Origin of the sequence: Demequina litorisediminis (assembly GCF_030161615.1) — a bacterium.
In the GTDB taxonomy this organism is placed as follows: Bacteria; Actinomycetota; Actinomycetes; order Actinomycetales; family Demequinaceae; genus Demequina; species Demequina litorisediminis.
The window spans coordinates 2,791,753-2,813,650 of the sequence record NZ_BSUN01000001.1 but is presented as its reverse complement, the minus strand read 5'-3'; the positions used below and the strand labels follow the sequence as shown (position 1 = coordinate 2,813,650).

Below are 21,898 nucleotides of genomic sequence, written 5' to 3'. Positions count from 1 at the left end.
CGGAGGAGCAGCGCGCAGCCTGCTCTGGTGAAAGCCACCGCGGTGCGCAGCGCGCGTCGCGTGTTTAAGGAAGAGCTTGCCCGTGGCGAGATGAGCCTCGAGCAGGCCATCGCGCGGGCCAAGGCGGATGAGGCGCTGGCCGGTATCCGCGTGCGTGACCTGCTGCAGTGCCTGCCGGGCATCGGCCCCAAGCGTGCCGAGACCGCCATGGAGGAGATCGGTATCTCCCAGGCACGTCGTATTCGTGGACTCGGAGCACACCAGGTCACCGCGCTGATCGAGCGCGAGGGTCGATGAGCCGTCTCGTGGTGCTTGCGGGCCCCACGGCCGTCGGGAAGGGCACTCTGGTGCGGGCGCTCAAGGAGCGCCACCCCGATGTTTGGCTGTCGGTGTCTGCCACCACGCGAGCCCCGCGGCCGGGGGAGACCGATGGAGTGGAGTATCACTTCGTGACCCCCGAGGCGTTCGACGACATGATCGACGACGGTGAGTTGCTGGAGTGGGCCACGGTCCACGGCACTCATCGGTACGGCACGCCGCGCGGTCCGGTCGACGAGCATCTCGCCGCCGGCGATCCGGCGTTGCTGGAGATCGACCTACAGGGCGCTCGTCTCGTCAAGGAGACGATGCCCGAGGCGCTGTTCGTGTTCATCGAGCCGCCGTCGTGGGACGAGTTGGTGCGCCGCCTCGTGGGCCGCGGCACCGAGACCGAGGCGGAGCGCGAGCGCCGTCTCGAGACCGCGCGTGAGGAACTCGCCGCCGTCAGCGAGTTCGATCGGGTCATCGTGAACGATGATCTTGACCGCGCCGTGGACGAGTTGGAAGCCCTCGTGAGGGACCCGCGCTAGACTGGTGCGCTGGACTGTGTACGTAGTAACAATTGTGAGGATGTGACCGTGGCTGGAACCGTCGCGAACCCCCAGGGAATCACCAACCCCCCGATCGACGAGGCTCCTCGAGAAGGTCGACTCCAAGTACGCGCTCGTGATCTACGGCGCCAAGCGTGCCCGTCAGATCAACTCGTACTACGAGGCCCTCGGCGAGGGTCACTTCGAGAACGTGGGCCCGCTCGTCGAGGCCGATTCCACCGACAAGCCGCTCTCGGTCGCGCTGCGCGAGATCAACGAGGGCAGCCTGCTCGAGCCTGGGCGACTCCGAGAAGTAAGCGACTCCCCGATGCGCGTCCTGCTGGGCGTCACCGGCGGCATCGCGGCCTATAAGGCCGCCCTGGTGCTGCGCCTCCTGAAGGAGGAGGGGCACGACGTGCGCGTCGCGCCCACCGCGGCATCGCTGAACTTTGTGGGACGCGCCACCTGGGAGGCGCTCTCTGGACATGCTGCACCGACGGACACGTTTGAGAACGTGCCGTCGGTGCAGCATGTCAGGCTCGGACAGCGGGCCGATGCGGTGATCGTGGCCCCCGCAACGGCCGACTTCCTCGCGCAGATGGCAGCGGGAAGGGCCACCGATCTCCTGGGCAATGCGCTGCTGGCGACCGAGGCTCCCGTGCTGGTGTGCCCGGCGATGCACACGGAGATGTGGAATGACCCCTCCGTGGTCGCGAACGTCGCGACGCTGCGCGCACGCGGTGTCACGGTGCTCGATCCCGCCGTGGGGCGCCTGACGGGGCCGGATTCCGGCCCGGGGCGGCTACCCGATCCCGAGGACATCGTCACCGCCTTCCACGCGATGGTTGACCCCGCACACGGTGCCTTCGCGGTGCCCACCGTCGGGACCTGGGGGGACTTGGACGGCGTGAACGTCGTCATCTCCGCGGGAGGCACACGTGAACCCATCGACGCCGTGCGCTACCTGGGCAATCGTTCCTCCGGCCAGCAGGGCTTCGCCCTCGCGGAGGCCGCCCGCGAGCGCGGCGCCACCGTCACCGTGGTCGCCGCGAACGTGTCCTTGCCGCTAGGCGAGGGCATCGCACGCGTGGATGTGGAGACCGCCGCCCAGGCTCGCGACCGCGGTGCGCGACGCCGCCGCAGAGGCGGACGTGATCATCATGGCCGCCGCCGTGGCCGACTACCACGTCGCCGAGGCATCGGCCACCAAGGCTCAAGAAGCGGGGAGATGCCGGGCTAACGCTGGAGTTGGTCCAGACCGAGGACGTCCTGGCGGGACTAGCGGCGCTCAGGCGCGAGGGCCAGGTGATCGTCGGCTTCGCGGCCGAGACGGGCGACGAGCACGGCTCCGTGCTGGAGCATGGCGCCGCCAAGGCGCGCCGCAAGGGCGCCGACCTCCTCGTGCTGAACGAGGTGGGGGAGTCCAAGGGCTTCGGCACGCCCACCAACGCCGTCGTCATGCTGGACGCGGAGGGCGAGCCCGTGGGCGAGGCGACGGGAACCAAACTTGCGGTCGCCCACGCGGTCCTCGACGCCATCGGGCGCTTGCGGTAATCGCACCCGCCTAGAGGCCTCCACCGACGCGGAGCACCGCGCCCGACGCATACGTTGCGTCGTCCGAGAGCAGCCACGCCACGGCGCCGACAATCTCGTCGGGCTCACCGGGCCGGCCCCACGGAATCGCAGACGCGACCTTGTCCGGCCGTTCCGGGTCCGCGTGGAAGTCGCTCCTGACCGTGCCGGGTTCGACGCAGGCAACCCGAATCCCGTCGGGCCCCAGTTCGCGGGCGAGGCCCTGAGCGAGCATCGCCACACCCGCCTTGGCGGCCGCGTAATGCACGTAGGTTCCGGGAGAACCCTGTTGGGTTGCCGCCGATCCGATGAGCACGATGCTCGCGTCTCGGCACAGGTAATCGAGTGCGGCACGGCAGGTCAGGACGGGACCGGTGAGATTGACCTCGATGTCACGCGCAAGGGCTCGAGGATCCTGATCGCGCAGGCTCCCGACCGCCGTCGCCGCACCCGCGTTCGCGATAACGCCGCGGAGGTCCCCATGGTCACTGGCCGCGGCGAAGAACTCCGCGAGAGCCTTCGGGACTCGTGATGTCGACACCACGCGCCCAGGCCTCACCGCCACCCGCACGGATCTCCGTCACTACGGCATCGGCCGCGGCTGCGTCGTGCCGGTAACCGACCATCACCGCCCAGCCTTCGCTAGCGGCGCGCAGGGCGATCGCACGCCCGATCCCGCGCGAAGCGCCGGTGACAGCAAGAACCCTGAGCGGCGTCGTCATGGCGATGATCGTCGCACAACTGGTCGTGGCGTCAGCGCCTGTCGTGCTCCAACAGATCGGTGACGAACGCGTACGCGGCGTCGCGTGCCCCCGGCCACTGCGACTCACGGGGACCGGCCACATTCACGAGCAGTTCGCGGCCGATGCCCTCGAGCCACGCGAACGCCTCCCCGGGAGAGTGGGGAGTCACCAGGCAGGGCCGGCGCAGTTCGGCTGCCGCGGACACTGCCCGCGCGGCTCCGGGGGAGCGCTCCGGATCACCGATCACCAGCGTGGCATGGGCATCGCGCACGTTGAGACGTGTCCGGATTTCTGGATCGTCCGACATCGTGGGCTTGAGGCCCGGGTAGTCGATCAACACCCCGGGGGCGTAGGGCTTGTCCTCCGCGGTTCCACCAGCGGGGCACCAGCCACCATGGACCACCTTCATGGCGATCGCTGCGTCGAGGGCTCCACGGTCCACGCCGGTCTGGCCGCCCGCGATCACTCTCGCGATGACGCCTCCGGTCCCGGTGACCTCGTCCGCCCTTGTCCCTCCACGCATGGTCACGAACCTAGTGGGACCAGGGGCGAAGGGGAATGGGTCGCAGGTCCCGAGGCGGCGGCGCATGCCGCCTGCCCCCGCTGAGCCACCCCGTCCAGGGCGACGCGGTGTCGGACAGCGACGCTAGGCTTGCGCGCATGACTGATCTGCGGCTTTTCACCTCCGAGTCCGTGACCGAGGGCCACCCTGACAAGGTGTGTGACCAGGTCTCTGACGCGATCCTGGACGCGATGCTCGCGCAGGACCCCGCCGCACGCGTGGCGGTGGAGACGATGGTGACGACCGGCCTCGTTCACGTCGCGGGCGAAGTCACCACCGAGGCGTACGTCGACATTCCCGGCACCATTCGCGACGTCGTGACCGGCATCGGCTACACGTCATCGAAGGCGGGATTCGACGGCGACTCGTGCGGCGTCTCGGTGTCGATTGGTGAGCAGAGCGCCGACATCTGGGCCGGCGTGGGGGCGGCCACCGACTCCGATGGTTCCGAGCCTTGGTGCGGGCGATCAGGGACTCATGTTCGGCTATGCCTGCACCGACACCCCGGAACTCATGCCACTGCCCATCGCGATGGCCCATCGGCTCACTCAGCGTCTCGCGGAGGTACGCAAGACCGGAGTTGTCACGGGGCTGCGACCCGATGGCAAGGCACAGGTGACCATCGGCTACGACGGCGAAACGGCTCGCACCGTCGACACCGTCGTGTTGTCCAGCCAGCACGACGAGACGTGGATCACCGACGACCTCCGTGAGGCGCTCGAGGAGGCTGTCATCGGCCACGTGCTCGCCGCGTACGACCTTGACTCCACCGGCCACCACAGCCTCATCAACCCCACCGGGCGCTTCGAGATCGGCGGCCCCAAGGGCGATGCGGGCCTCACGGGCAGGAAGATCATCGTCGACACCTATGGCGGCATGGCACGCCACGGTGGCGGCGCGTTCTCCGGCAAGGACCCCTCGAAGGTGGACCGCTCGGCCGCCTACGCGATGCGCTGGGTCGCCAAGAACGTGGTCGCCGCAGGACTCGCGGATCGTTGCGAGGTCCAGGTCGCCTACGCGATCGGTACGGCACGTCCCGTGGGCCTGTACGTTGAGACGTTCGGCACCGCGAAGGTGGATCCCGTCCGCATCGAGTCCGCCATCAAGGAGGTCTTCGACCTGCGGCCCACCGCGATCATCGACGCCCTCGACTTGCGCAGGCCCATCTATCGTTCGACGGCAGCCTACGGTCACTTCGGGCGCGAGCCTTCCCGACTTCACGTGGGAGCGCACCGACCGCGCGGAGGCGCTTGCCTCGGCGGCTCAGTAGGAGCGCGCATCATCGGGCCTCGGGCCGGCCGTGGTTGACGACCTCGGCGACGGCGACGCGCTCTTCGGGCTTCCCGGCCAGGGAAGTACGAAGGGGGCGTCCACGCGCGTGGGGACGGGCGCGGGAGCACGCTCTGGCGCACGTGCGGGTGCGCGCTCCCGCGCACAAGTAGGTGCGGCGACAGGGGAGGGCACTGCCACGGGACCCGTCGCTCGTGTGAGGGTCGACAGTCCGCTGCCGCATCTCGACAAGCCGCTGGACTACCTGATCCCGCCCAAGGCTCGTGGACACGGTGACCGTCGGCTCACGCGTACGGGTACCCATGGCGGGGACCCTGCGCTCCGCGGTCGTCACCGAGGTGGCTCCGGCCAGCGACTTCGACGGGAGACTCGCCTTGCTGTCCTCCGCGTCACACGTGCCCTCGTTCACACCCGAGGCGGTGCGCCTCGCCAGCGAGATTGCGCGCCGCTACGCGGGGTCGACGTGGGACGTCCTGCGACTCATGGCCCCACCGCGGGTCGCCGCGGTCGAACGACGTGACTGGGGCCCGCCGCCCCCCGACCCGGTCTACGCCGAGGCACTCGAGCGAGAAGTGCCCGACGAGGTAGGGCTGTCGGTGGACCCCGGCGACCGAGTCGTCTGGCAGGCGCTGCCGGAATCGCACCCGCGGACCTCGGTACCCGCCCGCGCCTTGGTTCAGGCGGCGCTCGCCGCGATCGGCGACCAAGCATCGGCCATCCTCGTGGTGCCCGATGCACGCGCCGTCGAGGCCGTCCTCGCCGAATGCGAGCGGCGCGGGCTGAGCCGCTGGACGGCGCGCTCTGGTGGACAGGTGGCCGTCCTCGACGCCGATCACGGCCCGAGTCAGCGCTTCGGTTCCTACCTTGCGGCGCTTCACGGCCACGCACGCATCGTGATCGGCACCAGACCGGCCGTCATGCAGCCGGTCCCCGCGCTCGCGCTCCTGGTGTTGTGGGACGAGGCGAACGGCGTCTACGAGGAACTTCACGCCCCGTACCCGCACGCCCGCACCATCGCGGCCATGCGCGCAGGCGATCGCGCTGCGGTCGTCATCGGCGGCTACGCGTGGGGAGCCGATGCCGTGGCGCTCGTGGAGCACGGCTGGGCCCGAGCGGACATGCCGTCCCGGGACACTGTGCGCGATGCGGTCCCCGCCATGGACATCCTGACCGCCGAGCGGCGCGACGCCGAGGGCCCCGGCGGCTGGCACTGGATGCCTGGCAGTGCGTGGCGAGCCCTCACGAAGGCCCGCGAGCGCGGCCCGGTCGCGATCATCGTGCCTCGTGCCGGTTATGTGCACGCTGCCGCCTGCGCCACGTGCGACGCGTGGGCGGTATGTCGGGTCTGCGAGTCGCCCTTGGCACTTCCCGCACGGGGCGCGGACCCCGTGTGCCTTGACGCCGGCCACCCGCAACCCGACTGGCATTGCCCCGAGTGTCACGGAGCGCGGCTCAAGCACCTGCGTCAGGGGATCGAACGTATCGCCGAGCAGGCGAGGCGCATGGCTCCCGAGGTGCCGCTCACGGTCTCGAGCGCCGGCACGGGCGTGGTCGCGGACCTCAGCGTGAGCGAGGGCATCGTGGTGGCCACGCCTGCGGCGCTTCCCGCCGTGGAAGGCGGCTACGCACACCTCGTGATCGTCGACGCGGGCGTCCCGGCACACGCCGGTCTCGGCGCCGAACTGCGGGCCGTGCGGTGGTGGCTGACGGCCGCCGCACTCGTCCGCAGCCGTGCGGACGGGGGAGCGGTGACCGTCGTGGGGGAGTTGCCCGACCTCACACGCCGGGCGCTCGCCACCTGGTCACCAGTCGAGGCGGCGTGCGAGGAGTTCGCCGAGCGCGCGCCGCTCGGTTTTCCGCCGCATCGGCGCCACGTGCTCCTGGTGGGCGACCAGTGGACCGTCGACGGCGCGCTTGGCGACGCCGGCGTGCGCGACGGACATGGCGGCGCGACGGTGATTCCGCGTCCGGACGGAGCCTCGGTGCTGCTGCCCCGTGGACGGGCGCAGCGGGTGGTGGACGCGCTGCGAGCACGCCAGCAGCAGGCTCTCGGCAGCCCGCGGCAAGGACAAGGCAGAACTCAGGCTCAAGGTCGACGGCGCGCTCGACCTCCCGCGCTAACACTCGCCATCGCACAGGCGCCTCTCGCCAGTCCCACATCCCCGCATGCCCACACCCGGCACCCCCATGCCCACGCCCCACCACCTGCCGCACAAGGCCACATTTGCGGCACTTCAGCGCCCAACGCGCCGCAAATGCGGCCATTTGCGACAGGGAAGGGAGAGGAGACGGGACGCCTACGATGGACGCATGCGCCTCATCTTCGCCGGAACTCCCGACGTCGCCGTGCCCGCGCTCGAGGCCATCGTCGCCTCGGAGCACGAGGTCGTGGCAGTGATCACCCAACCCGACGCACGCGGCAAGCGCGGCAAGCAGTTGCACGCGAGCCCCGTGAAGCAAGCCGCCGAACGTCACGGACTCCCGGTGCTCGACCCTGCCGATGCGCGCGACCCCGAGTTCATCGCGCAGGTGGCGGCGCTGGAGGCCGATGCCGCGGCAGTGGTCGCGTACGGCCAGATCCTTCGCCCCGCCCTGCTCGACGCGACTCGGCACGGCTGGGTCAACCTGCACTTTTCCATTCTGCCCGCATGGCGCGGCGCGGCTCCCGTTCAGCGATCGCTGATGGCCGGGGACGAGATCACGGGTGCCACGACGTTCCTGTTGGACAAGGGCATGGACACCGGCCCCGTCATCGGCACCATGACCGAGCGCATTCGCCCCGCCGACACCGCGGGCGACCTGCTCGATCGCCTCGCCGTCGCGGGCGCCCCGTTCTTGCTGCAGTCCATCGAGGCACTCGTCTCGGGCACGGCGGAGCCGCAGCCCCAACCCGCGGACGGCGTGAGTCACGCGGCGAAACTCAACCGCGATGACGCGTACGTGGCATGGGACCGCCCGAGCCACACCGTCGACCGCCAGGTCCGCGGGTGCACGCCCGCGCCCGGCGCGTGGACCACGCTGCCCGACGGCACGGTCGCGAAGGCGGGACCCGTCTCACCCGTCTCCGGCGGCCCCACGGGAACCCCGGGTCACGTGTTCGAGCGCGACGGGCGCGTGCTGGTGGCGACGGGATCGGACCCCGTGGTGCTCAGCACCATCGCCCCCGCGGGCAAGAAGCCCATGGAGGCCGCTGCGTGGTGGCGGGGCGCGCGCCTGCCCGAGACCGCCATCCTGGGAGAGGCATGAGCGAGCGACCTCAGCGGCGCCACCAGCCCCGCAGCGGTAGCGCCGACAGGCGACCGCCCCGCATCGACCCCGCTCGCCGTGCCGCCTACGACGTCGCCTTCGTGGTCGAGACTGAGGACGGCTACGCCAACCTCATCATGCCCGGCATCCTCAAGCAGCATCGGCTTACCGGGCGTGACGCGGGCTTCGCCACCGAACTCGCTTACGGTGCCCTGCGCGGCCGCGGCCTCTACGACGCGATCATCGCCGACGCCGCCAAGCGCCATGTCATCACCCTCGACGCCGAACTCGCCGTGGCCCTCCGTCTCGGAGTGCATCAGGCTCTTGCCATGCGCGTGCCGGCCCACGCCGCCGTCTCGGAGACGGTGGACCTGGTCCGCGCGGTGCACGGCCGCGGCGCCGGGCTTGCCAACGCGGTCATGCGTCGCGTCACCGAACGCGACCTCGATGCGTGGCTGGCACGCGTGGCGTCCGGCACGAGTCGCGAGTCCCTCGCGATCCGTCACTCGCACCCCGCCTGGGTCGTCGGCGAACTCGAGCACGCGCTGCGTCACGACGGCCGCCCGGGCGAACTCACGGCGCTCCTTGAGGCAGACAACGCCCCCGCGGCGGTGACCCTTGTGGCCCGTCCCGGCCTCGTCGAGCGTGAAGGCTCTCGCGCTTGAGGCAGGCGGGTCGCCTACGGTGTACTCGCCACTGGGCGTCACCCTTCCCGGCGGTGCGCCGGGCGAGATCGCCTCGGTCGCCGACGGCACTGCTGCGGTCCAGGACGAGGGCAGCCAACTCGCGGCACTCGCCCTTGTCCACGCCGATGCGGCACTGACGGCGCGCGCCCGCCCGGCCGATGCCGTCACTGGCTCCGTGATCGACCCCGGCGAGCGTTGGCTCGACATGTGTGCGGGCCCCGGCGGCAAGGCCGCCCTGCTGGCCGCGGCCGCGGCCGAGGGGATGGCCACCCTTGACGCGCTCGAACTCCATGACCACCGTGCGGATCTGGTGCGTCGCTCGCTCAAGGCGATCCCCGACGCCGTGGCGACCGTGCATCGTGCCGATGCCCGCACCTGGAGTCCGGCCGAGCCGTACGACCGCATCCTGCTGGACGCGCCGTGCACGGGTCTCGGCGCTCTGCGGCGGCGTCCCGAGGCGCGCTGGCGCCGCAGCATCGACGACCTTGACGACCTGGTGGACCTGCAGCACGCGTTGATCTCCCACGCGGGCAGCCTTCTCGCGCCCGGAGGGGTGCTTGCCTACGTGACGTGCTCGCCCGTGCTCGCCGAAACGCTGGACGTCGTGGAGGGGTCGGGCCTTGTCACCCTCGATACGCGCGTGGCCGTGGCATCGGCCACGGGAACGGAACCTGCCGACTGGGGGCGCGGCCCTCACGTTCAATTGTGGCCGCACGTGCACGGCACCGATGCGATGTTCATCCAGGCTCTTGACGCGGGCACATCCATGACCCCCAAGGCCACCTTGACCCCCGACCGGGTCGTTGAGGCCTACGACGGCGCCGAACCCCTGCGCACCCTCACACGGCTGCTCGGGCATCAGCGCGGCCGCGTCGCCGCCGCGACCGCCGCCTTCGTGGTGAAGCACTCTCCGGTGTGGGTGATGCCCCTGGTGACGGCGATGATCATCGACGCGGTGGTGGAGCATGCACCCTTGCGCGAACTCGTCATCGCCGGCGCCGTCATGGTGCTGGTGGTCGCCCAGAACTACCCGACGAGCCTCATCTACATTCGACAGTTGTCGATCGTGCTGCGCACGCTCGAGGCGTCGCTGCGCCTCGCCCTCACCCGTCGGCTTCAGGAATTGTCGATCGGGTACCACCGCCGCACGAGCGCGGGGACCCTGCAGGCGAAGGTCATTCGCGACGTCGAGCAGGTTGTCGAGGCGACCCGCCAGACCTTCGACACGGGGCTGGCGGCCGCGACGACCGTCGTGGGCGCGTTGGTCCTGACGGCGTTCCGGGTCCCGGAGTTCCTGCTCGTCTACCTCCTGGTGGTGCCGCTGGCCGCCACGCTTGTCCTCGTGACGCGCCGTGCCATGCGCAGCCGCAACGCTCAGTTCCGTTCCCGCATGGAGGAGATGTCGGTACGCGTCGCCGAGATGACGCATCTGATCCCCGTCACTCGCGCCCACGCCAGCGAGGACCAGGAGAACGCGCGCGTCGACGAGGCCGTCTCCCGCGTGCGGGTCGCCGGAATGGAACTCGACATCGTCAACGGACGTTTCGGGGCACTGTCCTGGATCGGCTTCCAGGTCATGTCCGTCCTGTGCCTCGTGGGTGCAGGTGTGCTCGCCTGGTATGGCATCTGGGGCATTACCGCGGGAGACGTGGTGCTGCTTTCCTCCTACTTCGCGCAGGCTCACCGCGTCGGTGACGGCGCTCGTGTCGGTCGCCCCCGTCATCGCCAAAGGCCTCGAGTCGGTGCGGTCCATCGGCGAGGTGTTGGGCGCGGACGAGGTCGAGCGCAACGATGGCAAGCCCACGATGGGGCGCCCGCGCGGACGCATCACGCTCGACAACCTCACCGTCCGGTACGACGACGGGGTCGCGGCCCTTGACGGCGTCAGCATCGACATCCCACCCGGGCAGACGGTCGCGTTCGTCGGTGCCTCGGGCTCGGGCAAGTCGACGCTCCTGAATGCCGTCATCGGCTTCCTTCCACCGCATTCGGGACGCGTCCTTGTCGACGGCGAAGACCTCGCCGCGGTGGACCTACGAAGGCTGGCGCAGTCACCTCGCGGTGGTCCCTCAGGACGCGCTGTTGTTCGCGGGCTCCGTGCGCGAGAACGTCACGTACGGGCGCGCGTCGGTCAGCGACGAGCAGGTGACCGCGGCGCTCAAGGACGCGCACGCGTGGGACTTCGTGGAAGACATGGGCGGGCTCGACGGTGCCATCGGGCAGTCCGGCACCCGATTGTCGGGTGGACAGCGCCAGCGCCTGACCATCGCGCGCGCCATGGTCCGTGACCCGGCGGTGCTCATCCTCGATGAGGCGACGTCGGCGCTCGACCCTTCGTCGGAACGCGCCGTGAAGGATGCGCTCGCACGGCTCATGCGGGGGCGCACCACGCTGGTGGTCGCTCACAGGCTGTCCACCATCGAGGCCGCCGACCGCATCGTGGTGCTATCGGAGGGTCACATCGTCGAGCAGGGCGACCACGCCGCGCTGATGGCCGCTGGCGGTGCTTACGCCGCGATGCAGCGACGGTCGTGAACCACTCCGGCTCCGCGCTTCCGGTGTTGACGGCCCCGCCCCGGACGTGACGGTGCCCCGCGGCTGCGTGGGCGGCCGCGGGGCACCGTCCATCGGCCTCGTGTCGCCGAGGCCATCGTCTCTAGGGTCGCGCTGAGAAGTGGCGGCGGACCACCTCGGCACCCGTCTTGCCATACATGCAGTAGTCGTCGTTACTGGGACCAGCCTCAGCGGGATAGAGGTTGGCGGGCCAGTCCCACAGGGCGACGCCGCGCACCCAGGGCGTGCCAAGCGTCGCGGTGAGCATCTCGTCGAGGTAGTCCGCCTGGGCCTGCTGGTCCGGGACGCCCACCATGTTCCAGTCGTTGGGACGCGCGGGCGAGGTGTCGCGGCTCGGGCAGCCTGCCTCGATAAAGAGGAACTCGCCGCCGTGACTCTCGACCACGGGCGCAATGCGGGCGAGGTGCTCCGGCCACGTGCCCGTGGGGTAATAGCCCGAGGCGCTGATCACGTCGACGGCGTCCCACCAGGTCAAGCGATCCTCCTGGTACTTGTCGCAGTTGTAGGTGACGGGGCCCGAGTAGACCTCACGCACGCGGGCGGCCAGCGCACGCCAGCGGTCCTCGCGGGCATCGGCTCGCACCATTTCACAGCCGATACAGAAGAGATCGGCACCGATCTCCTCGGCCAGCGCCGCGTGGTGCAGGATGTACGCCTCGTACTCGTCGAACCACTCGTCCCAGGTGGGCTCCCCGGGAACGTCCTGGTCGAAGAAGCCGATGTAGGCGCGCCAGGTTCCGTCCTTCACGTTGACCGTGGGCTTGAGGCATACGCGCAGCCCGAGTTCACGGGCATGGGCGGCTGCCTCACGAATCTCATCGTCGGTGACGAGGTCGGGGGAGTCCTGCCAGTGAATCGTGGTGGACTGCGCAGAATCCTGCAGTGCGGCGTAGGCGAGTACCACCCAGGTCGGGGCGACCTCGGTCATCGCCACCATGGACTGGCGTGCGGCGTCGGTGGTCCACGAGCCGCGCTCGCCCACCCATCCCCAGGTCATGGCATGGAACGGGCCGTCCGGCAGTCGGCGGTGATGAGCAGGCGGCACAGTCATGCGATCTTCCTTAATCGATTGAGTGCTCCTACCGTAGCCTGCGCGCCGAGGACGACCTCTATGGATAGGGTGGGGCCTGGCACATATCAGGGGGCATCGGGAAGGAAGGATCGGCATGGCTGGCCGTATTGGGCGAGGACGCCCGACGATCGCGCAGATCGCGCAGCGCACCGGCGTGTCCGCCGGCGCGGTGTCCTACGCGCTGAACGGCAGGCCGGGAGTCTCGGACGAGACACGCGCTCGCATTCTCGCTGTTGCCAAGGAGGCTCGGGTGGGCGCCTAGCGCCGCTGCGCGCGCCTTGCGCGGCGGTGGCACCGCGACCGTGGGCCTCGTCATTACTCGTGAGCCCGCCATGCTGGGTATCGAGCCGTTCTTCATGACCTTCGTGGCAGGTATCGAGGAAGTGCTTTCCGACCGCGGCTACGCGCTTCTGCTGCAGGTGACCCCAGATCCCGATCGTGAGGCCAAGACCTACCGCGAGTGGTGGTCGGCTAACCGTGTGGACGGCATCTTCCTCACGGACCTCGCGATCGACGACCCGCGGCTCGACATTCTCGAGGACATCGGCCTGCCCGCTGTCGTCGTCGGTGAGCCCGCCTACGCGCGCGACTTTGCCGCAGTCGGGTCGGACGATGCCGGGGCGGCGCGCGCCGCCATGCGGCGCATCGCCGAGCTGGGCCACCGGCGTGTCGCTCACGTGGCCGGCCCCGAGAGCCTTCGTTCACACCCGGGTGCGCTCCGCAGCCATGCTCGAGATCGGCGCGGAGCCTGGGTATGGACGTGGTGGCCGAGGTCAACACCGACTACTCGCTTCAGGCCGGTGTCACCGCGTGTGAGGACCTCCTTGCGCGGGACGAGCCGCCCACGGCGATCCTGTTCGACAATGACCTGACGGCCGTCGGTGCCGTCCGTGCCGCCACGGCGCGCGGCGTGCGCGTGCCCGATGACCTCTCGATTCTCGCGTGGGACGACTCGCCCCTGTGTCGCCTGTCGGACCCACCGCTCAGCGCGCTGCGGCGCGACATCCTCGCGTATGGCGAAGACGCCGCGCGGACGCTCCTGCGCCTCGTTGACGGCGACGGCGTCACGCAGAGCGTGCGCACCTCGACAGCCACCCTTGTCGAGCGCGGTTCGCTCGGACGCGCCCCGCGCGCCTAGGTCCGCCGCAGGTTCCTCAAGGACCACCCGAGGGCGACCGCGGGCCGTGCTGCGTCATGCCACCTTGCGTTGAGGTGGTGTCCTCCTAGCAGTCGCGTCGACTATCCCGCCAGGTCAATCTGCACCTCGCCGTCGCCCCATGAGCACAGGGGCCGCTCACGGTCGCCACCGACCGCAGTTCACGCTACTGTAACGATTAAGTAACACCATGGACTCAAGGGGTTCTGGCCGTTGCTGAAGCGTGACTTAATCGTTAAAGTTCCAAACGTCGCACTCGCGACCCGCCGCAGCGACGCTGCGGGCGACGAGCAAGAGAGGGAAAGATCAATGAAGATTCGCACCATGGCCGCCGCATTCGGCGTTGCCGGCCTGTCGCTGGGCCTCGCTGCATGTGGTTCGGACTCGGAACCCGAGTCGAGCAGCAGCACCAGCAACACCGCCGGCACGTCGGCTGAGGCTCAGGACATCTCCGGTGAGATCACCGTCCTGACCAACCGCACCGACATCGTCGACACGGTGTTCCAGGACTACAAGACCGAGTTCGAGGCCGTGTACCCCGACGTCGAGGTGACGTTCGAGGCCATCACGGACTACGAGGGCGAGGTCACCACCCGCATGAGCACCGCCGACTACGGCGACGTCCTCCTCATCCCCAACTCGGTCAAGGCTTCCGACCTCCCCGACTTCTTCGAGCCCCTGGGCACGGTCGAGGAGGCTCTCGAAGGAGTACCGCTTCATTTCGACCGAAATGAACTACGACGGCCAGTCCTACGGCATCGCCATCACCGGCAACGCCAACGGCATCGTCTACAACAAGGCCGTCTGGGAGGCAGCGGGCATCACCGACCTGCCCACCACCTCCGACGAGTTCATCGCGGACCTGCAGGCCATCGCCGACAACACCGAGGCGACCCCGCTGTACACGAACTACGCCGATGGCTGGCCCCTCACGCAGTGGGAGTCCAACCGTGGTGAGATCACCGCGAACCCCGACTACGTCAACGAGATGACGCAGACCGACGCCCCGTGGACCGAGGGCTCGGACCACTACGTCATGGACTCGCTCCTGTTCGACGCGGTTGCCGCCGGCCTCACCGAGACCGACCCGACCACGACCAACTGGGAGCAGTCGAAGTCGGACCTCGGCACCGGCAAGATCGGTGCGATGGTGCTCGGCTCGTGGGCCATCACCCAGATGCAGGACGCCGCTGACGACGCCGCGGACATCGGCTACATGCCGTTCCCCGCGCAGGTTGACGGCACCTTCCACTCGGTGACCTCGGGTGACTACAAGAATGCCATCAACGTGAACTCCGAGAACAAGGACGCCGCGCGCGCCTGGATCGAGTGGTTCGCTGACGAGTCCGGCTACGCCGCGAGCCAGGGTGGCATCTCGCCCCGCCTCGACGGTCCGACCCCCGACACCCTGGCGGACTTTGAGGCCGCAGGCGTCGAGTACATCGAGCCTGAACCCGGCCCCCGCTGGCCAGGAGAGCCTAGTGAACGACATCGACACCGCCTCGGAGATCGGCCTGTGGAGCGCCGACTACCGTCAGCGCATCGTCGACGCCGCTCGTGGCGCCCGTGACGAGTCCAAGGAGGACATCTTCGCGGACCTGAACGCCAAGTGGGCCGCTGGCCGCGCGGACGTCGCCGCAGGCTAACCCAGCACCAAGCCGTGTGTGCCCCCGGGATCTCCCCGGGGGCACACACGGACCCCAGCGAGGCAAAGCAGCCCGCGAACAACCGGAGCACGCATGTCATCCTTCACCTCACCCGTACGCCCTCGCGCCATTCAGGCGTGGCGTGAACGGCCCCGCAGCAAGAAGCCGCTGACGCAGCGGATCACGCCGTGGCTGTTCCTGATCGTCCCCCTCGCATTGCTCGCCACGTTCACGTTCATCCCCGTGGTGAACATGTTCTGGTACTCCCTGACCGAGTGGAACGGCATCTCCAAGGACAAGACGTGGCTGGGGTTCGAGAACTACATCGAGGCTCTTCACCCGTCCCGAACTGTTCCGGGTGTTCTTCGTCTCGCTGTACTACTTCTTTGCGTCGTTCATCCACTGGGACTCGCGCTGTACTTCGCGACCATCCTGTCGTTTAGCACGCGGTTCAGGAACCTCTTCAAGGGCATCCTGTTCTTCCCGTACCTCATCAACGGTGTCGCCATCGGCTTCACGTTCCTGTACTTCTTCCGCCCCGGTGGCACCCTGGACGCCACGCTCGCCTACTTCGGGCTCGAGCAGTTCCAGCAGGCTGTGGCTCGGCGATCCGGACATCATCAACTTCTCGCTCGCGGGCACGTCCGTGTGGCGGTACATGGGTCTCAACTTCGTGCTGTTTCTTGGCGCGATCCAGTCGATCGACCCCACGCTCTACGAGGCAGCAGGCCTCGACGGAGCGGACAAGTGGCAGCAGTTCCGCCACATCATCCTGCCGTCCATTCGCCCCGTGGTGAGCCTCACGTTCATCCTCGCAATCTCCGGCTCCCTCTCGGTCTTCGAGATTCCCTACGTCATGACAGGCGGAGCAAACGGCTCCGAAACCTTCGTGATTCAAACCATTGACTATGCGTTCGAGTAAGAAAGACAGGCCTCGCATCGGCCATGGCGGTGGTCCTCCTCGCCATCGTGCTCATCGTGACCGTCATTCAACGCCGCCTCGTGCCTGAAGAGAAGGGCAACTGACATGAAGCACGCTGTCTTCTCAGGCTTCAAATACACGACCCTGGTGGTCGGATCCATCGTCACGCTGCTGCCGCTCGTGACCATCTTCCTCGCGTCCTTCAAGACCGGCCGCGAGGCTCGCCGACACGGGCCCCTTCGCCCTGCCCTCCGAGTGGACCTTCGATAACTACGTCACCGCGTGGACCGACGGCAAGATGCTCCAGGGCTTCCTCAACACCGGGATCATCCTGATCGTGGCCATCACCGGAACGGTGATCATCGGCGCGATGACCGCCTTCGCGATTGACCGCTTCGACTTCCGCGGCCGCAAGATCGTGCTCGGCGCCTTCCTGCTGGCGGTGCTCGTCCCCGCCGTGACGACACAGGTGGCGACGTTCCAGGTGGTCAACGCGCTCGGGCTCTACAACACCCGCTGGGCCGCGATCGTGCTGTTCCTCGGCACCGACATCATCTCCATCTACATCTTCCTGCAGTTCATCAGGGCGATTCCGAAGGAGCTCGACGAGGCCGCACGCCTCGAGGGAGCCGGCAACCTGCGCATCTTCTGGCAGGTGATCTTCCCGCTGCTTAAGCCCGCCATCGCTACGGTGGTGATCATCAAGGGCTTCGCCGCGTACAACGAGTTCTACATTCCCTTCCTTTACATGCCCTCCAGCGACCTCGGCACCGTGTCGACCTCGCTGTTCCGCTTCTCGTCCGGCCCGCTGGGCGCTCAGTGGCAGATCGTGGCAGCCGGTGTGGTCATCGCGATCATTCCGACCGTCATCATCTTCCTTTCGATGCAGCGCTACATCTACGCCGGCATGACCCAGGGAGCCACCAAGTGACCGCCCGCCAGGCGACCCGTACCCCGCAGACCCGCTGGACCCTCGACCTCACGCACGCAGCGCCATCGGCGCCGGGCTCCGTGATCGATGCCCTCACCGGGGGCATCGGCGTGGCCGTGCCTGGTTCTGTGCTGGGTGCGCTCATCGAGCGTGGCCTCGCCACCGACGTCACCGTCGATGGCCACGAGGCTGACGTGGAGTGGGCCGCCCAGTCCACCTGGATGTACCGCACTGAGGTCGCGCGCACCGGTGCCGGTGCCGACGTGACGCTCGTGCTCGAAGGTGTCGACACCTTCGGCACCGTGCGGGTTGATGGCGTCGAGGTGCTCACGACGGACGACATGTTCCACGCGTGGCGGGTACCGCTCGGCGTGGACAACGCTCCTGGCGCCTGGAACGTCGAGATCGAGCTCGCGCCGGCCGAGGCCGTGGCGCGCGAGAACCAGGCGGTGAACCCTCTGCCGCGTGCCGACATGTACGAGATTCCGTACAACCAGGTCCGCAAGATGGCCTGCTCGTTTGGCTGGGACTGGGGCCCCACCACCATCACCGCCGGACTGTTCCGTGCCGCTGTCGTGGAGCGTACGCCCGTGGCACGTCTGAGCGGCGTGCGACTGAGCGCCCTGTGGGAGGGCGGCGCGCGCCTGACGGGCGCCGTCGAGATCGCGGGCGAAGCGTCGTCCGTGCTGGTGTGCGTCCTCGACGGCGACGACGAGCCTGATCCAGGAGCGCGTCGCCGTGACGGAGGGTGTCGCGTCCATCGACGCCGCCGTTGCTGAGGCACGGCGTTGGGACGTCGTCGGCAGGGGAGAGCAGGCGCTGTACGACGTCGAGCTCACGCTGCTCGATGCTGCCGGTGAGGCGCTCGATCTGGTCACGCGTCGCGTCGGCTTCCGCTCTGTCGCGGTCGTTCAGGAGCCCGATGACGCGGGTACGTCGTTCGAGATCCACGTCAACGGCTCGCGGGTCTGGGCCCGAGGGTTCAACTGGATTCCCGCGGACGTCCTGCCGGAGCGCATCGAGCGCTCGCACCTGCGCCACCTCATCGAGGAGGCCGTTGCCACCGGCGCGAACATGTTGCGCGTCTGGGGCGGCGGAGTGGTCGAGTCCGACGACTTCTATGACCTGTGCGACGAGCCTGGGCGTGATGGTCTGGCAGGACTTCTCGTTCGCCTGCGCCGCCTACGCCGAAGACGAGCACCAGGCTCGACTCGGTGCGCCGCGAAGTGGCCGATGCCGTGGGTCGCGTGGGTCACCGCGCGTCGCTCGTGCTCTGGTGCGGCTGCAACGAGAACCTGTGGGGCTACGAGGACTGGGGCTGGAAGGAGGCCCTCGGCCCCGACGGTGCCTGGGGCGAGCACCTGTATTACGAGGTGATCCCCGAGGGCCTCGCCGTCCTCGATCCGCACCGTCCGTACATTCCCGGATCGCCGTTCTCGCCTGACCGCAGCGTGCACCCGAACGACCAGACGCAGGGCCCCACGCACCATTGGGACACCTGGAACCAGGCTCGACTACACCGTGTTCGAGGAGAAGCGTTCCCGCTTCGCCGCGGAGTTTGGCTGGCAGGCACCTGCCGCATGGCCCACCCTCGCGCGCGGCGTGGGTGGCAGCCCCGACGGTCCTACCGACCCCGCTGTGCACCGCCTGCAGAAGCACCCCGAGGGCATGGCTGCGCTCGCGCGCGGCATCGGCGACCACGTTCCGCACCTTCCCACGGATGGCAAGGGCTGGTACTTCACGACTCACCATGCAGGCGCGCGCGATTCTCGCGGCAATCGGCCGTTTCCGCTCGCTTCACGACACCTGCTCGGGTGCCTTGTGGTGGCAGGCTCGATGACTGCTGGCCCGCCCTGTCGTGGGCGGTGCTCGACGTCGCGGGCAAGCGCAAGGCTCGGCTGGCATGCGTCGGCGCAGGTGATGGCGCCCCGCGCCGTGATCATCACTGCCGATGGCACGGCCACGGGATTGACGCTCGTCAACGACCTGCCCGAGGCCTGGGTGGCACCGCTGACGGTACGCGTGGTGGATGAGGCGGGCTCGGTGCTGGTGGAAGACCACCGCGACGTGACGGTTCCCTCCGACGGGCACTGGGTCATCGAGCCCTCGAGCATTCCCGCTGGCGCTGCGGCCGTCGTGGTCGACGCCGGCGGAGTGCGCGGTACACGCTGGATCGTTCCCGACCTTGAGTTGTCGCACCCGACTGCACGCATCGAGTTGTCCGATGTCCGCGTTGACGGCGAAGTCGCCACCCTGCGTTTCACCGCGGTGACGCTGGTACGTGACCTGGTCCTGCTTGCGGAGGTCGACGAGGCGCTGGCCGATGCCACGATCACCGGACAGCTGTGACGCTGCTGCCGGGGGAGACCCACGAGGCCACGGTACGTGCCGCTGCGGTCGCCGACATCGCTCCTGAGCGCTGGGCGTCGCACGTCGTCGCCGGGACGTCGGTGGACGTGGCCGTCGCGGAGTTTGCCCGATGACGGCAGGGGACGCGGGCTACCGGGCCGCTCAGCGGGCCGACCTCCTGCGCTTCGTCGCTGCCGCCCGTGTCGACGATGGCTTCGGCTGGGCGCAGACGACGACTGGCGTCGATGCCTCGCGTGGCACGCAGTTGTGGATCACGTGCCGGATGACGCATGTGGCGTCGCTCGGCGTGCTCGCGGGTGAGGCTCCTCGATCTGACGGTCCCAGCCTGGACGATCTGCGCGCCCTCGCGGCGCACGGCGTGGAGGCGCTGACCGGGCCGCTCCAGGACGCGGTCAACGGCGGCTGGTACGCACGCCTCGATGACGGCAAGGCAACGGACACCGCCAAGCAGGCGTACGGCCATGCGTTTGTGATCCTTGCGGCGTCCTCTGCGGTGGCGGCGGGTATCGAGGGTGCCGAGGCGCTGCTGTCCAACGCGCTCGCCGTCTCGGAGACCCGCTTCTGGGACGAGCCCGAAGGCCTCTCTCTCGAGGAGTGGAACGCGGACTGGACCACGCTCGACACCTATCGCGGCGTCAACGCCAACATGCACACCGTCGAGGCGTACCTCGCCGCGGGCGACATCACGCACGACCACCGGTGGCACGAGCGCGCGGGCCGTATCGGTGCCCGCGTCGCGCAATGGGCAGCGGCGAACGAGTGGCGCATCCCCGAGCACTTTGACGAGCACTGGAACCCGATGCTCGAACACCACCGCGACAAGCCTGCGGATCCGTTCCGCCCCTACGGCGCGACGGTCGGTCACGGGCTCGAGTGGGCTCGGCTACTCCTTGCCAGCGATGCCACGCTCGGCCGCTCGGCGCCCGAGGGCCTCGTTGACGCCGCACGTGCTCTGTACGCCACCGCGGTCGCGGACGGCTGGGCTCGTGACGGCGCTGACGGATTCGTGTACACCACGGACTGGCGGGGAGAGCCCGTGGTCCGCGAGCGCATGCACTGGGTGGCCGCCGAGGCCATCGGGGCCGCTCAGGCCTTGTTCGCCATCACGGGCGAGGCGCGCTACAGCGCCGACCTGTCGCGCTGGTGGGCCTACGTTGACTCGTTCCTCGTTGACCACCGAGGCGGCTCGTGGCATCACGAGCCGACGCTCACAACGTGCCTGCCGGCACGGTGTGGCCGGGCAAGCCTGATGCGTACCACGCCTACCAGGCGGCACTCATTCAGGACCTGCCACTCGTCCCGTCATTCGCTGCGGCGCTCGTCGCCGTCGGAGGCCTCTCATGAGTTCGCGGACCGTTGTCATCGGAGAGAGCGTGCTCGACGTTGTCGAGGCGCGCTCGGGAGTGCGTAGCGAGCACGCGGGAGGAAGCCCGGCCAACGTCGCCGTGGGCCTCGCGCGGCTCCAGCAGAGCACAACGTTCATCACGCAGTTGGCCCGTGACCACGGCGGCCGGCTCATCCTCGATCACCTCTCGGCCTCCGGGGTGCGCACCATCGCCGCCCCTGTGGAACGCACGCCGTCGGCGCGCGCCGTGATTCAGGAAGACGGTGCGGCGGAGTACGACTTCGACATCGCGTGGACCCTTAGCGGTGATCACCTGGCAGAGATCGATGCGGCCGCGCACGTCCACGCCGGGTCGATCGCGTCTCATATCGCGCCTGGGGCCGATGCCGTCGTGGCACTGCTCGCGCGTGCGCGCCGCCGTGGCACGGTGAGCCTACGACCCCAACGTCCGTCCCAGCCTTGCCGGCGAGCGCGACGAAGTGGTGTCGCGGACCGAGTCGTGCATCGGCCTCGCGGACGTGGTCAAGGCCAGCGATGAGGACATCGCCTGGCTCTACCCAGACCTCAGCCTCGAGGAGGTGCTTGCGCACTGGGGCAGGCTCGGGGCAAAGGTCTGCGTGGCGACGCTTGGCGCGGAGGGTTCCCTTGCCGCGATCGGCGGCGAGACCGTGCGCGTGGAGCCCATCCGCGTGGACGTGGTCGACACCGTCGGCGCCGGTGACTCCTTTATGTCGGCGCTGATCGACGGGATGTTGCGCTCCGGACTGCTCGGCCTCGACGCCCGTGCCACGCTCGCCGAGGCAAGCGTTGATCAGATCGCCTCGACCGTCCGTCGCGCCGCACGCGCCGCGGCAATAACCGTGTCGCGTGCGGGAGCGAACCCGCCTCACGTGCGCGAGGCTCGGCAAGGTGGCGGGCGAGTCTCCGATCGGAGA

General features: G+C 69.0%; 23 protein-coding genes and 6 pseudogenes. 25 read left to right on the top strand and 4 right to left on the bottom strand.

What is annotated here, in order from left to right:
- The first annotated feature begins 27 nt into the window (after nucleotides 1-27).
- The 4 genes and pseudogenes from mihF to coaBC all read left to right on the top strand — a co-directional run bounded on the left by mihF (nucleotide 28) and on the right by coaBC (nucleotide 2,402).
- Nucleotides 28-297 carry an integration host factor, actinobacterial type gene (mihF, locus tag QQK48_RS17150; RefSeq protein WP_348523720.1) on the top strand — a complete coding sequence of 90 codons (270 nt, stop codon included), beginning with the start codon at nucleotides 28-30 and terminating at the stop codon, nucleotides 295-297.
- Complete coding sequence (gmk, locus tag QQK48_RS17145) at nucleotides 294-848, top strand: guanylate kinase (RefSeq protein ID WP_284329226.1); 555 nt, start codon at nucleotides 294-296, stop codon at nucleotides 846-848. Before mihF ends, gmk begins: the two co-directional genes overlap by 4 nt.
- A 52-nt stretch (nucleotides 849-900) precedes the next feature.
- A pseudogene (gene rpoZ, locus QQK48_RS17140) lies at nucleotides 901-1,122 on the top strand (DNA-directed RNA polymerase subunit omega); the annotation flags it as partial.
- 54 nt (nucleotides 1,123-1,176) lie between these two features.
- Nucleotides 1,177-2,402, top strand: a pseudogene (gene coaBC, locus QQK48_RS17135) (bifunctional phosphopantothenoylcysteine decarboxylase/phosphopantothenate--cysteine ligase CoaBC).
- Nucleotides 2,403-2,412: 10 nt separating this feature from the next.
- On the opposite strand, the gene QQK48_RS17130 reads toward coaBC, so the two are convergent.
- Genes QQK48_RS17130 through QQK48_RS17120 form a run of 3 tightly spaced genes read right to left on the bottom strand, consistent with a single transcriptional unit; the run spans nucleotide 2,413 to nucleotide 3,686 of the window.
- Entirely contained in the window at nucleotides 2,413-2,964 is a 552-nt protein-coding gene (locus QQK48_RS17130; protein ID WP_284329225.1) for an SDR family NAD(P)-dependent oxidoreductase, read from the bottom strand.
- Nucleotides 2,906-3,142, bottom strand: a complete 237-nt coding sequence (locus tag QQK48_RS17125) for an SDR family NAD(P)-dependent oxidoreductase (RefSeq protein WP_284329224.1) — start codon at nucleotides 3,140-3,142, stop codon at nucleotides 2,906-2,908. Before QQK48_RS17125 ends, QQK48_RS17130 begins: the two co-directional genes overlap by 59 nt.
- 31 nt (nucleotides 3,143-3,173) lie before the next feature.
- Nucleotides 3,174-3,686 carry a YpsA SLOG family protein gene (locus QQK48_RS17120; RefSeq protein WP_284329450.1) on the bottom strand — a complete coding sequence of 171 codons (513 nt, stop codon included), beginning with the start codon at nucleotides 3,684-3,686 and terminating at the stop codon, nucleotides 3,174-3,176.
- Nucleotides 3,687-3,823: 137 nt separating this feature from the next.
- Between QQK48_RS17120 and metK the strand changes: the two are divergent.
- The 7 genes and pseudogenes from metK (at nucleotide 3,824) to QQK48_RS17085 (ending at nucleotide 11,482) form a co-directional block, all read left to right on the top strand.
- A pseudogene (gene metK, locus QQK48_RS17115) lies at nucleotides 3,824-4,995 on the top strand (methionine adenosyltransferase).
- Nucleotides 4,996-5,278: 283 nt separating this feature from the next.
- Nucleotides 5,279-5,494 (top strand): annotated as a pseudogene (locus tag QQK48_RS17110) (primosomal protein N' family DNA-binding protein); the annotation flags it as partial.
- A 1,687-nt stretch (nucleotides 5,495-7,181) separates the two neighbouring features.
- On the top strand, nucleotides 7,182-8,261 hold the full coding sequence (fmt, locus tag QQK48_RS17105; protein ID WP_348523813.1) for a methionyl-tRNA formyltransferase: 1,080 nt from the start codon (nucleotides 7,182-7,184) through the stop codon (nucleotides 8,259-8,261).
- On the top strand, nucleotides 8,258-8,926 hold the full coding sequence (locus QQK48_RS17100; RefSeq protein WP_284329448.1) for a transcription antitermination factor NusB: 669 nt from the start codon (nucleotides 8,258-8,260) through the stop codon (nucleotides 8,924-8,926). The genes fmt and QQK48_RS17100 overlap by 4 nt, the downstream gene beginning before the upstream one ends.
- A complete protein-coding gene (locus QQK48_RS17095) occupies nucleotides 8,907-10,826 on the top strand; it encodes an ABC transporter transmembrane domain-containing protein (protein WP_284329223.1) in 1,920 nt (639 codons plus the stop codon). Before QQK48_RS17100 ends, QQK48_RS17095 begins: the two co-directional genes overlap by 20 nt.
- Nucleotides 10,753-10,932 (top strand): annotated as a pseudogene (locus QQK48_RS17090) (ATP-binding cassette domain-containing protein); the annotation flags it as partial. The gene QQK48_RS17095 and the pseudogene QQK48_RS17090, both read left to right, overlap by 74 nt.
- Complete coding sequence (locus QQK48_RS17085) at nucleotides 10,907-11,482, top strand: ATP-binding cassette domain-containing protein (protein WP_284329222.1); 576 nt, start codon at nucleotides 10,907-10,909, stop codon at nucleotides 11,480-11,482. The pseudogene QQK48_RS17090 and the gene QQK48_RS17085, both read left to right, overlap by 26 nt.
- Before the next feature lie 121 nt (nucleotides 11,483-11,603).
- Here QQK48_RS17085 and QQK48_RS17080 read toward each other — a convergent pair whose 3' ends face one another.
- Nucleotides 11,604-12,572, bottom strand: coding sequence for a glycoside hydrolase family 113 (locus QQK48_RS17080; protein WP_284329221.1), 969 nt, complete (start codon nucleotides 12,570-12,572; stop codon nucleotides 11,604-11,606).
- Nucleotides 12,573-12,687: 115 nt separating this feature from the next.
- On the opposite strand from QQK48_RS17080, the gene QQK48_RS17075 reads away from it, so the two are divergent.
- The 14 genes and pseudogenes from QQK48_RS17075 to QQK48_RS17015 form a co-directional block, all read left to right on the top strand.
- Nucleotides 12,688-12,855, top strand: coding sequence for a LacI family DNA-binding transcriptional regulator (locus QQK48_RS17075; RefSeq protein ID WP_284329220.1), 168 nt, complete (start codon nucleotides 12,688-12,690; stop codon nucleotides 12,853-12,855).
- Between the two features lie 40 nt (nucleotides 12,856-12,895).
- Entirely contained in the window at nucleotides 12,896-13,465 is a 570-nt protein-coding gene (locus tag QQK48_RS17070) for a LacI family DNA-binding transcriptional regulator (RefSeq protein WP_284329447.1), read from the top strand.
- Nucleotides 13,348-13,731, top strand: a complete 384-nt coding sequence (locus QQK48_RS17065) for a substrate-binding domain-containing protein (protein WP_284329219.1) — start codon at nucleotides 13,348-13,350, stop codon at nucleotides 13,729-13,731. Before QQK48_RS17070 ends, QQK48_RS17065 begins: the two co-directional genes overlap by 118 nt.
- A 748-nt stretch (nucleotides 13,732-14,479) precedes the next feature.
- The gene (locus QQK48_RS17060) at nucleotides 14,480-15,319 is read left to right on the top strand and encodes an ABC transporter substrate-binding protein (RefSeq protein ID WP_284329218.1); all 840 of its coding nucleotides are present in this window, start codon (nucleotides 14,480-14,482) and stop codon (nucleotides 15,317-15,319) included.
- Between the two features lie 434 nt (nucleotides 15,320-15,753).
- Nucleotides 15,754-16,317: a carbohydrate ABC transporter permease gene (locus QQK48_RS17055; RefSeq protein ID WP_348523719.1), complete on the top strand. Its 564-nt coding sequence runs from the start codon at nucleotides 15,754-15,756 to the stop codon at nucleotides 16,315-16,317.
- Between the two features lie 105 nt (nucleotides 16,318-16,422).
- Nucleotides 16,423-16,587, top strand: coding sequence for a hypothetical protein (locus tag QQK48_RS20755; RefSeq protein WP_348523718.1), 165 nt, complete (start codon nucleotides 16,423-16,425; stop codon nucleotides 16,585-16,587).
- A 28-nt stretch (nucleotides 16,588-16,615) separates the two neighbouring features.
- Nucleotides 16,616-17,248 (top strand): carbohydrate ABC transporter permease, encoded by a 633-nt coding sequence (locus QQK48_RS17050; protein WP_348523717.1) that lies wholly within the window; start codon nucleotides 16,616-16,618, stop codon nucleotides 17,246-17,248.
- On the top strand, nucleotides 17,245-18,027 hold the full coding sequence (locus QQK48_RS17045) for a glycosyl hydrolase 2 galactose-binding domain-containing protein (protein ID WP_284329217.1): 783 nt from the start codon (nucleotides 17,245-17,247) through the stop codon (nucleotides 18,025-18,027). Before QQK48_RS17050 ends, QQK48_RS17045 begins: the two co-directional genes overlap by 4 nt.
- Nucleotides 17,987-18,625, top strand: coding sequence for a hypothetical protein (locus QQK48_RS17040; protein WP_284329216.1), 639 nt, complete (start codon nucleotides 17,987-17,989; stop codon nucleotides 18,623-18,625). The genes QQK48_RS17045 and QQK48_RS17040 overlap by 41 nt, the downstream gene beginning before the upstream one ends.
- Before the next feature lie 144 nt (nucleotides 18,626-18,769).
- Nucleotides 18,770-19,597 (top strand): hypothetical protein, encoded by an 828-nt coding sequence (locus QQK48_RS17035; protein ID WP_284329215.1) that lies wholly within the window; start codon nucleotides 18,770-18,772, stop codon nucleotides 19,595-19,597.
- A complete protein-coding gene (locus tag QQK48_RS17030) occupies nucleotides 19,594-19,731 on the top strand; it encodes a hypothetical protein (protein ID WP_284329214.1) in 138 nt (45 codons plus the stop codon). Before QQK48_RS17035 ends, QQK48_RS17030 begins: the two co-directional genes overlap by 4 nt.
- A complete protein-coding gene (locus QQK48_RS17025; protein WP_284329213.1) occupies nucleotides 19,728-21,029 on the top strand; it encodes an AGE family epimerase/isomerase in 1,302 nt (433 codons plus the stop codon). The genes QQK48_RS17030 and QQK48_RS17025 overlap by 4 nt, the downstream gene beginning before the upstream one ends.
- Nucleotides 20,992-21,501 carry a carbohydrate kinase family protein gene (locus QQK48_RS17020; RefSeq protein ID WP_284329212.1) on the top strand — a complete coding sequence of 170 codons (510 nt, stop codon included), beginning with the start codon at nucleotides 20,992-20,994 and terminating at the stop codon, nucleotides 21,499-21,501. The genes QQK48_RS17025 and QQK48_RS17020 overlap by 38 nt, the downstream gene beginning before the upstream one ends.
- A pseudogene (locus QQK48_RS17015) lies at nucleotides 21,443-21,790 on the top strand (PfkB family carbohydrate kinase); the annotation flags it as partial. The gene QQK48_RS17020 and the pseudogene QQK48_RS17015, both read left to right, overlap by 59 nt.
- Between the last annotated feature and the right edge of the window lie 108 nt (nucleotides 21,791-21,898).